The organism is Brevundimonas sp., assembly GCF_041648055.1.
Taxonomy (GTDB): domain Bacteria; phylum Pseudomonadota; class Alphaproteobacteria; order Caulobacterales; family Caulobacteraceae; genus Brevundimonas.
In genome coordinates, this window is record NZ_JBAZPS010000012.1 from 1 (window position 1) to 10684 (window position 10684).

9 protein-coding genes are annotated in these 10684 nt (G+C 61.7%); 8 read left to right on the forward strand and 1 reads right to left on the reverse strand.

Annotated elements, in window-relative coordinates; translation table 11 throughout:
• On the reverse strand, positions 1-4099 hold a 4099-nt coding region (locus tag WC585_RS15435), incomplete at its 3' end, for a M10 family metallopeptidase C-terminal domain-containing protein (RefSeq protein WP_373258769.1).
• A 217-nt stretch (positions 4100-4316) separates the two neighbouring features.
• Between WC585_RS15435 and gmd the strand changes: the two genes are divergently transcribed.
• The 8 genes from gmd to WC585_RS15475 are packed head-to-tail and all read left to right on the forward strand — an operon-like array spanning position 4317 to position 10678.
• A complete protein-coding gene (gene gmd / locus WC585_RS15440) occupies positions 4317-5429 on the forward strand; it encodes a GDP-mannose 4,6-dehydratase (protein WP_373258771.1) in 1113 nt (370 codons plus the stop codon).
• Positions 5430-5434: 5 nt separating this feature from the next.
• Entirely contained in the window at positions 5435-5908 is a 474-nt protein-coding gene (locus WC585_RS15445) for a dTDP-4-dehydrorhamnose 3,5-epimerase family protein (RefSeq protein ID WP_373258773.1), read from the forward strand.
• Positions 5909-5910: 2 nt separating this feature from the next.
• Positions 5911-6681, forward strand: coding sequence for a glycosyltransferase family 2 protein (locus WC585_RS15450; RefSeq protein WP_373258775.1), 771 nt, complete (start codon positions 5911-5913; stop codon positions 6679-6681).
• Entirely contained in the window at positions 6678-7427 is a 750-nt protein-coding gene (locus WC585_RS15455; protein WP_373258777.1) for a cytidylyltransferase domain-containing protein, read from the forward strand. The genes WC585_RS15450 and WC585_RS15455 overlap by 4 nt, the downstream gene beginning before the upstream one ends.
• 2 nt (positions 7428-7429) lie before the next feature.
• Positions 7430-8605, forward strand: coding sequence for an N-acetyl sugar amidotransferase (locus tag WC585_RS15460; protein ID WP_373258779.1), 1176 nt, complete (start codon positions 7430-7432; stop codon positions 8603-8605).
• An 11-nt stretch (positions 8606-8616) separates the two neighbouring features.
• The gene (gene hisH, locus WC585_RS15465) at positions 8617-9240 is read left to right on the forward strand and encodes an imidazole glycerol phosphate synthase subunit HisH (protein ID WP_373258780.1); all 624 of its coding nucleotides are present in this window, start codon (positions 8617-8619) and stop codon (positions 9238-9240) included.
• Positions 9240-10016, forward strand: coding sequence for an imidazole glycerol phosphate synthase subunit HisF (gene hisF, locus WC585_RS15470; protein ID WP_373258781.1), 777 nt, complete (start codon positions 9240-9242; stop codon positions 10014-10016). The genes hisH and hisF overlap by 1 nt, the downstream gene beginning before the upstream one ends.
• Entirely contained in the window at positions 10013-10678 is a 666-nt protein-coding gene (locus WC585_RS15475) for a hypothetical protein (protein ID WP_373258783.1), read from the forward strand. The genes hisF and WC585_RS15475 overlap by 4 nt, the downstream gene beginning before the upstream one ends.
• The last annotated feature ends 6 nt before the right edge of the window (positions 10679-10684 follow it).

Sequence of the window (10684 nt, forward strand, 5' to 3'; positions counted from 1 at the left end):
CCGAACCGGTCAGGTTCTCGATCCCGCTGAAGGTATCGGTGCCGCCGTCGCCGTCGTTGCTGGCCGAACCAATGTTCAGCTGCGCGGTCACCCCGGACGCCGCCGACGAATAGTCCGCCGTGTCGATCCCGGCTCCGCCGTTCAGCGTGTCATTGCCCGCCCCGCCGACCAGACGGTCGTTGCCGATACCGCCCTGGATCTGGTTGTTCGAGGCATTGCCTATGCCGGTGAAGTTGCCGGTACCGGCATAGATCAGGTTCTCGACATTGGCCCGGAGCGTGAAGCTGTCGATCCGCGCCTCGACCGTGTCGATGCCCTCGTTCGCATTCTCGACGATGGTGTCGCCGACCTCGAGCACATAGTAGTCGTCGCCTGTGCCGCCGTAGAGCTCATTGGCCACCCCGGCCCCGCCGTACAGGATGTCGTCACCGCCGAAGCCCAGCAGTACGTCACGCTGGGTCCCGCCGCGCAGCACGTTGCCGCCCGCGTTGCCCTGACCCTCGAAGCCGCCGGTGCCGACATAGGTCATGTTCTCGACATTGGCCGACAGGCGATAGCGGTCGAGGTTGGTCTGGACCAGTTCGGTGCCTTCGCCCGCCTGTTCCACAATGGTGTCGCCGACGGCCTCGACGACATAGGTGTCGTCACCCAGACCGCCGTACATCTCGTTGGCCGCACCCGTACCGCCGTGGATCACATCGTTCCCGGCCAGGCCGATCAGCACGTCGTAACCGGCCCCGCCGCGCAGGACATTGGACCCGCCATCGCCCAGCAGCACGTCGTTGAACGCCGAGCCGGTCAGGTTCTCGATCCCGCTGAAAGTGTCGGAGCCGCCGTCACCATCGTTGCTGGCCGAACCAATGTTCAGCTGCGCCGTCACGCCAGCCGCCGCCGACGAATAGTCCGCCGTGTCGATCCCCGCTCCGCCGTTCAGCGTATCGTTGCCCGCCCCGCCGACCAGACGGTCGTTGCCGTCGTTGCCGTTGAGCGTGTCTGTGCCAGCACCGCCGAAAATGAGGTCATCACCGCCATTGCCATTCAGGGTGTCGTTACCGCCCTGGCCAAAGAGCTCATCCGCAAAGGCCGTGCCGTTGGTAGTGTCGTTGCCCGGGGTACCGCCAAAAAACTGGCCACCGCCAGCACCAACGATCAAGGTACCATCGGCGAACTGCAGACGCTCGATGCTGGTCAAAGTGTCTGTGCCGTCCGGACCGACAACCGTGATGACACCGTTGGAAGTGGTCACAGTCGATCCTGCGATCGTTCCCGAGAACACCGCTGCATCGATGCCTGTGCCACCGTCGATAATGTCGTTACCGCTGCCGCCCGTGATAATGTCATCGCCTGCGCCGCCGTTGATGACATCTGGTTCGGACGTCCCCTGAAGCGTATCGTTCCCGGATGTGCCGTTGATCGGGCCGCCGGTGACGGGCGCGCCGTTGATGTCGAACAGGCCATTGGCGAACTGAAAGCGCTCGACATTGGTCAGGCGATCGGACCCGTCGGCACCGGTGATTGTCGTCACACCATTGGTCGTGCCGATCGTGTAGTCAGCCCTGTTGCCAGTGAACACCGCCGTGTCGGTTCCGGCCCCGCCATCGATTATGTCGTCGCCGCCTGCACCGATCAGTATGTCGTTGTCGTCACCGCCATTCAGCGTATCGGCACCCGTTCCACCCTCGAGCCGATCTGCGCCGGCATCTCCATTCAGTGTCGAGCCGACCGAAACAATCGGCGAAACCGGGGCATTTGGAACCGAAATATGCAGCGTATAGGTCCCGCCGGCCGCCGGCGGCTGGGAGGTAAAGGTGCCGCCCGAACTGGCCGCAAATTCGGCCACCTGAATGTAGAAGGTGCCCGAGGTGGAAAAGACATGCGTGATCGAGGAGTCCGTAGCAAACCCCCCATCGGTCGCGGAGTCGTCATTCAGAGCCAGCTCGAAGCCAAACTGATCGAACAGCCGCAGGGTGCTGTCGAACGAAGCATTGTCGATGTCGAAAACGACGCGGTCGCCCGCAGCGACCGTCACCGCGTAATACTCCACGCCGCCATGCGTTGTTGCGACCACTGTGGCGTGCGGAACCGTGGTGGAATCTGCAATGTTCGTATCGGGCAGCAAATCAAATCTGCCGGTCAGAGACACGGCCGTTTCGATCGTTGCATTGGCCGTGGTGGACGATTTGATGAGGTCGGATGCGGCGCTGGTCTGACCTGGTGCACCGGCAAACAGATGATCGTCGCCTCCACCACCGCTTATGGTATCGGAACCCCCACCGCCCCGGATGACGTTCGCGTTGGAGTCACCGGTCAGATTGTCCACAAACGTGGTGCCAGTCAGGTTTTCGACACCTGACAGAGTATCGTTGCCGCCTCCGCCCGATGCCGTTCCATCGGCCAGGTTCACGACAATCCCGGCACCCGCAGCCGAATAATCAGCCGTGTCGATACCGGTCCCTCCGTTCAGGGCGTCGTTACCAATGCCACCGATGAGAAGGTCATTGCCCAAGCCGCCATTCAGAATGTCGTTTCCGGAGCCGCCTTCAAGCGTGTCGTCTCCATCCAGGCCATTGAGGGTATCGTCCCCACCCAGGCCGGCAATCGTATCGGCCAAAGCGGTGCCGTTGACCGTCTCGTCGGTGATGTCGCCCGCTACGATCAGCCCGCCGGTAGGGGCCGCGGCGATCGTCTGATCGGAGAATACCAGAAACTCGACGTTCCTGATCGTGACGGTACCGCCCGGCCCTGTGACCGTCCCCACCTGGCCGTTCCATGTGATGGTGTACGACGACCTGGCACCCGAGAACACAACCGTGTCCGATCCCAGACCGCCGTCGATGGTGTCGTTGCCGCCACCTCCCGTGATCCGGTTGTCCGCAGAGTTGCCGCGGATGGTATCGTTGCCAGCGCCGCCGATCGCATTTTCGATCACCGCGCCCAGAGCGATAGACACGTTGCCGACCATGCCCCCGACGCTCGAGAACGAGGCCTGACGAAGATCAATGGTGCTGTTGGAGGTGTAACCGGAGAAGTCGAAGGTATCGACACCACCGGCATCCCAGACGGCGAAGATGAGGGTCGATGCAGAACTGGTTGCGCTGAACCAGACCTGACCTGCATTCGAATTGAAGCCGTAGGTCGTGTCGCCCGTACGGGTCGTCATGTTTGCGCCGTACAGACGCTGAACCGCAGAGATGTCATCGAGTTGCGGGATCGAGGCATAGCGGGTGGTTCCAACCCCATCGACACGATAATTCGCCCCGGTCTCGCGCTCGGAGAAATAACTCATCACGCTGTACTGGAGGGAGTCCTCGAAATAGGTCGCGTTCGCACCATAGGTGATCTGGGTGCCGGCCGAGGCGTTATAGGCTGCGGGATGGCTGAGACCTATGGCATGGCCGATCTCGTGCAACATCGTCAGCTGGCCGTAGCCCTGCTGGACCGGCGTGGCGTTGTAGGACAGGGAATTGTTAATCCAGACATCGCCCTGAACGGCACTGGAGGCCGTTGCGCCGGGCCGCCCGCCGGGAAGATAGGCAAAGGCTGCGGCACCGCTCTGTCCGGAACTGTAGTTGCCCAGCACAATGGTGGCATTGTTGGAATATTCGCTGCCTGCATCCGTCACCCGGTTGAAGGTGATGTTGGCCACATCGGCCCATGCCGCGAACGCCAGCTCCGCAGCCGCGATCTGGCCCGCGCTGAACTGGCTGAAGCCCTGGGTGTCTGTTGGCATGGTCGCGGCGCTGGCACGGTAGGAGTAGGTCACCACCGCCGCAGTACCCAGAGCGGTAGCCCAGCTCTGGCCGGTCCGCGTGATCTGAGCGCCGGCATCGTCCGTGAACAGGGACGGCTTGCCGTTGCTACCGAAACCGCCCCGGTCGTCGCCGTTCAGTATGACGCCCTGGCCACCATCGGTCCCATCTGTGGGCCCTCGATATACGCCGCAGCAGCCGCACACCTGGTAGCTGGCAATCGCCCCGAAGTAGGGATTTGTGGCCGGGCCGTCCCCTTCGACGAAGCGCGGCCGCCCTCCATCAGAACTCATTTCAGAGCTACCGTGATCCAGCGCGTCGAAGCGATTAGCGGCAAAGGTGTCGAACATGGGAAGTCCCCGATTGAAAACTCGTCACAGGTACACTAGCGCGGCCCTGAAAGACGACAAGCGTAACCGTGCTATGTTTGATGTCGCATATAGCCACCCTTGTGAAAGGGGCTTGGCCTGCGATAGGACCTCCCGCCGATGCTTCAGATGGGCATTGGCGACGCCGATCTGACCTTTTTTCCTTTATGACGGCCCTGTTTCGGCGCTGGAGACCCTTATGACCAAGACCGCCCTGATTACTGGCGTCACAGGCCAGGACGGCTCCTATCTGGCCGAATTTTTGCTGGAAAAAGGCTATCACGTTCACGGCATCAAGCGCCGTTCGTCGCTGTTCAATACCGATAGGGTCGATCACATCTATCAGGACCTCCACGAAGGCGACGTGCGGTTCCAGATGCATTTCGGCGATCTGACGGACACCTCCAACCTGGTGCGTATCATTCAGGAGGTTCAGCCGGACGAAATTTACAATCTCGGAGCCCAGAGCCACGTCGCTGTCAGTTTCGAGACACCGGAATACACGGCCGACGTCGATGCCCTGGGCACCCTGCGTCTTCTTGAGGCGATCCGCCTGCTGGGGCTGGAGAAAAAGACGAAGTTCTATCAGGCCTCGACGTCCGAACTGTACGGACTGGTGCAGGAGCCGATCCAGTCCGAAACCACACCCTTCTATCCACGCAGCCCATATGCTGTCTCCAAGATGTTCGCCTACTGGATGTGCGTGAACTACCGCGAGGCCTACGGAATTTTCGCCTGCAACGGCATTCTTTTCAACCACGAGAGCGAGCGGCGCGGCGAGACCTTCGTGACCCGCAAGATCACTCGCGGCCTGGGTGAAATCGCCCAGGGGCTGAGCGATTGCCTGTACCTGGGCAATATGGATGCCCTGCGCGACTGGGGTCACGCCAAAGACTATGTCCGGATGCAGTGGCTGATGCTGCAGCAGGACGAGCCGGAGGACTACGTCATCGCCACCGGCAAGCAATACAGCGTGCGTCAGTTCGTCGAGGTTTCGGCCGCACGTATCGGTGTGACCCTGCGCTGGGAAGGCACGGGCGTGGATGAGGTCGGAGTTGTCGAAGCCATCGATCCTGCCCATGCAAAGACCCGCTGTCCCGCGATCAAGGTGGGCGCGACCATCGTGCGCGTCGATCCTCGCTACTTCCGTCCAACCGAAGTCGAGACTTTGCTGGGCAACCCCGCCAAGGCCAAGGCCAAGCTCGGATGGGAGCCCGAGATCACCTTCGAGGCCATGGTCGACGAGATGATGGAGGCAGACCTCCTCGCGGCCCGCAAGGCCGTATTGGTCAAGAACGCGGACTGGAGCTGACGGCCTTGGACCCCTTCGTTCGCCTGGATCACACGGCCCACCGGCGCGAGGACGATCGCGGCTGGCTGGAGGTGCTGTACGAAAGCGACAGCATGGTTCTGAAACGGTCATTCTCCAGAAAAGGCGTCTTTCGAGGGCTGCATGTGCAGATGGCTCCCTCAGCACAAACCAAGGTGATCCGCGTGGTGTCGGGAGTTATCGTGGATGTGGTGGTGGACGTGAGCGATCCAGCGCTGGAATTGAAGACGACCACACTGACGCCTGCAGATGGCTGGGTGCGGATCGGGGCTCAGTATGCTCACGGCTTCTATGCGCTGGAGGACTCGCTGTTCGAATACGCCTGCGACGGTGGGTATGACGAGGCGTCGGAACAGGCCTGGTCTATCGCCGATCGACTGCCCGAGATGCTTGGAGTCGAGACGGTGATCCTGTCCGACAAGGACCGTGCGGCCCCGCCGCTGGCTCAGGCGAAAATCTAACAATGGCCCGATTGTCCCTGATCACTGCCTGCTGGAACAGCGCCCGGACCATCGGCGATACGGTGCGTTCGGTGAATGAACAGACGTTGCCGGATTTCGAATATCTGATCATCGACGGCGCATCGAACGATGACACCATGGCCATTGTAGCGCGCGAAGGAAAACGCGTGACCGCTGCGGTGTCGGAGCCCGACAAGGGCATCTTTGACGCTTATAATAAGGGCATCGCCCGTTCGACCGGCGACGTCATCGGCTTCCTGAACTCTGACGACTTCTACGCTTCGCCAACCGTGCTGGCTGATGTCATGGCGGCCTTCGAGGACGAGACGGTTGACGTGGTCTTTGGCGACCTGACCTATGTCGATCCCGTGGACACCGGCAAAATCGAGCGCGTATGGCGCTCTCGCCCGCCGACAAAGGCCAATATCGCACGCGGTCACCACCCGGCCCATCCGACGCTGTTCCTGCGCCGTCGCGTCTATGACCTAGCGGGCGTATTCGACCTGGGTTACCGCCAGGCGGGCGACGTCGAGTTCATGATGCGCGTGTTCCACACTCTGGACCTGAAGTGGGTCTATCTGCCCGAAATCATGGTGCGGATGCGATCCGGCGGCGCAACTGGCGGCAACTTCGCCAGCCTGATGCGCCAGAATCGGGCGGTTCGTAAGGCCCAGGCCGACCTGGGCATCCGCTACCCCGTCATAGGCTTTGCCATACATAAGATCGTGGACCGGCTGCAGCAGCGACTGCGCGGCCGGATGGCGACACCATGATCAATGGCAAACGGGTTCTGGCCATAGTTCCGGCACGCAAGGGCTCCAAGGGGCTGCCACTGAAGAACATTCGTCCGTTCGCCGGCAAGCCACTACTGGCCTGGCCGATCGCAGCGGCAAGGTCGTCTTCGTACGTGGATCGGGTCATTATCTCGACGGACGATCAGTCTTTTGCGGACATTGCGGTTGCGCACGGTGCCGAAGCCCCGTTCCTGCGCCCTGCCGAACTGGCCAGCGACACGGCCCCCAGCCTGGGCTTCATACTGCATGCGCTCGACACCCTGGCGGCGAACGGCGAGACCTATGATTACGTTGTCCTGCTGGAGCCAACATCCCCTCTGACGGAAGGTTCGGACGTTGACTCGGCGTTGAACCAGATGATCGAGGTCGGGGCCGACGCCATCGTTGGCGTCTCGAAACTGGAGGCGACCCATCCGGCCTTTGCCGTGCGACGAGGCGTCGACGGGTCCATCACCCCCTATGCCAGCGCCTCGTTCGCCGACATGCCGCGTCGGCAGGACATCGAGCCGCTGTTCGTGCTGGATGGCACCCTCTACATTTCCTCGGTCGAGGGCCTTCGCCGCGAGCAGACCTTTTGCCACGGGCGCACGCTGGGCTATGAAAGCGCACGTCACAAGGCGCAGGAGATCGACGATCTGGTCGATTTCATCTGCGTCGAAGCCGTCGCCACCCACCGCGACATGCTAGAACAACAGGACCGGACCTCCCCGTCCGATGTGGAATGACCATGCGTAAGTGCACCCGCTGCCTCACCCCCGAGACCGTCGACACCATTACCTATGACGAACAGGGCGTCTGCTCCGTCTGTCGCCAGGTCGAGTTCAAGCAGGACAAAATCGACTGGGCCGACCGTCAGCGTCAGCTGGACGAGATCGTGGAAACCCACAAGGGCAAGGGCCTGTACGACTGCATCGTGCCCTACTCAGGCGGCAAGGACTCGGTCTTCCAACTCTATTACATCATCAAGGTGCTGAAGCTTAAGCCTCTGGTGGTGCGCTACAACCACTGGGGCTACCGGCCCAAGATCGACGAGTTGAATACCTCGGTCTTCAAGCAGCTGGGCTGTGACGTGGCCGAGTTCACGCCGAACTTCCACGTCGTGCGCGAACTGATGCTGGAGAGCTTCAAGCGGCGCGGCGACTTCTGCTGGCATTGCCACACCGGCATCTATTCCGGCGTCATGCACATGGCCGTCCGCTTCGAGGTGCCGCTGCTATTCTGGGGCGAAAGCACCGCCGAATACCACAGCTGGTACACCTTCGAGGAGATGGAGGAGGTCGACGAGAAGCGGTTCAACCGCCTGATGAACCAGGGCATCACCGCCGACGACATGTACGAGTTCCTGCAGGGCCGGGTCGAGCGCCGCGACCTGTGGATGTTCGACTATCCCAAGCGCAAGGACCTGATCAAACTGAAGGTCCAGTCGATCTGCCTGGGCAACTATATCGAGTGGGACACCAAGGCGAACGTCGCCCTGATCGAGAAGGAACTGGGCTGGAAAGGCCAGGAGGTCGAGGGCGTGCCGCCCGAGTACGACTACGAAAAGGTCGAATGCACCTTCCAGGGGATGCGCGACTATTCCAAGTTCGTGAAACGCGGCTATGGGCGGGCCAATCACCTGCTGTCGATCGATATCCGCAACGGCCGCAAGACCCGCGAGGAAGCCTTGGAAATCGAGGCCCAGTATGACGGCAAGCGCCCGGCCTCGATGGACTGGTTCCTGGAGCAGATCCAGATGACCGAGGACGAGTTCTACGCCTATCTGGAACCCCACCAGGTCCATCCGTGGAAGTTCGACCGCAAGAACATGGAGACCGGGCCGATCATGCCCGACTTCGACAAGTGGGACCGTACCGACCTGAGCCACATCCCGGTCGGGCCGCCGAAGGCCAAGGTCGAGTAGGGACGAAAGCGATGACCATCGCCATCATCGACTACGGCATGGGCAACGTCCGCTCGCTGATGAACGCCTTCGAGTATATCGGCGAGGATGCAGTGGTCACGGCCGACTTCGACGAACTGGAGGCGGCGGACCGACTGGTCCTGCCCGGCGTAGGCGCATTCGGCGATGCGATGAAAGCCATTGCCGCGAAGGAGGGTCTGCGGCCCGTGCTGGACCGACTGGCGCTGGAGGTTAAGAAGCCCGTGCTGGGCGTCTGCCTGGGCATGCAGTTGTTCGCCCGCGTCAGCCATGAGCATGGCACACACCAGGGCCTCGGCTGGCTGGATGCCGAAATCCTGCCACTCGACGTGGCTCCGCCGGCCAAGGTGCCGCACGTCGGCTGGAACGCCGTGTCGTTCGCGCCAGACGAATGGCTGTTCAAGGGCCTGCCGTCGGGCGAGAGCGACTATTATTTCGTGCATTCATTCCACATGGTCTGCCACGATCCGCAAGACCTCATCGCCACAACCGATCACGGTGGAACGGTGACGGCGGCGGTACGACGCGGCAATCTGGTAGCGACCCAGTTCCACCCGGAGAAGAGCCAGGACAACGGCCTGCAGCTTCTGCAGAACTGGCTGGCGCACGAATTCTGATGCTCAAGAAGCGGATCATCCCGAAATTCCTTATCCGGAACGGCCGTCTGGTGAAGATGCGCCGCTTCCACGACGATCAGCGCGAAGCCGGCAACCCTGTCTCGACCGCCAAGGTCTATGACAGCTATGGCGTGGACGAACTGATCTTCGTCGACATCGACGCCTCGGCCGAAAATCGCACCGTGGCCGGCTCCATCATCGAGCGGGTGGCCGAGGAGGTCTTCGTGCCCCTGACGGCCGGCGGTGGGGTGCGCACCCTGGCCCAGATCGAGGCCCTGCTGAAAAGCGGTGCAGACAAGGTCAGCATCAACTCTGCCGCCATCGATGACCCGGGCTTCATCACCCAGGCCGCCAGCCGTTTCGGGGACCAGTGCATCGTCGTCTCGATCGATTACAAGGCCGACGAATTCGGTCGCAAACGCGTCTTCGGGCACGGCGGCAACGTCCAGACCGCTCACGATCCGGTCGAATTCGCTCTGCGTATGCAGGACCTGCATGCGGGCGAAATCCTGATGTCGTCCATCGACCGAGACGGCATGATGAACGGCTACGATCTGGAAATGATCGACGCACTTGCCGGCAGGCTGGACATCCCGCTGATCGCCTCTTCGGGCGCTGGCAGCCTTGACGACTGCAAGGCTGCACTGGAGGCCGGAGCATCGGCCATCACCATCTCGTCGATGTTCATCTTCACCGACCACAGCCCGATCAAGGTCCGCACCTATCTGGCGACCAACGGCGTCAACGTTCGCAACCAGAAGGGCAGCCGCTCATGACGCGACCGGTGCGGTCCAGTCTGGATGCGGCGGGGCTGGCTACCTATGCGGCTGCACAGCTCAATGCCATGTTCCCGGACCCGGATTGCGTAGCCGCAGACGAGTTGCGATCTGCGGTCGATATAGCCCTGGCCCGTCTGGACCACTGCTTCAGTCACATCGACAACCGCTACTTCTTCGACGGCCAGAACACGGTCTTCAGTCATCTCCACGGCGACCAATATGCGATGTGGCTGTATCTGCTGGCCAACGAGCTCCATCGACAGGGCGCACCAGCTTCGTTGTGTTCAAAGCTGTTCCTGTTGAACAAGGCCCTTCACGGCCTGGACGCCTACTACGAGGTCGAACTGCCCAGCGTCTTCCTGCTGGTGCATCCGCTGGGGACCGTGTTGGGGCGTGGCCACTACAGCGATTTCTTCGTGGCGTACCAGCGATGCGGTATCGGTTCGAACAATGACGTCTTCCCGACCCTGGGTCGCCATCTGACGTTGCGACCCGGAGCGGCCGTGCTCGGAGCCTGTACCATCGGCGACCATTGCCAGATCGCAGCCGAATCCCTGGTTCTGGACCGTGACCTGCCCGCCAACACCCTCTACATCGGCAACCCCAAGACTGCCGTAACGAAACACCAGGACAAGCCCTATCCGCTCTGGCGGGTCTGAGAACCT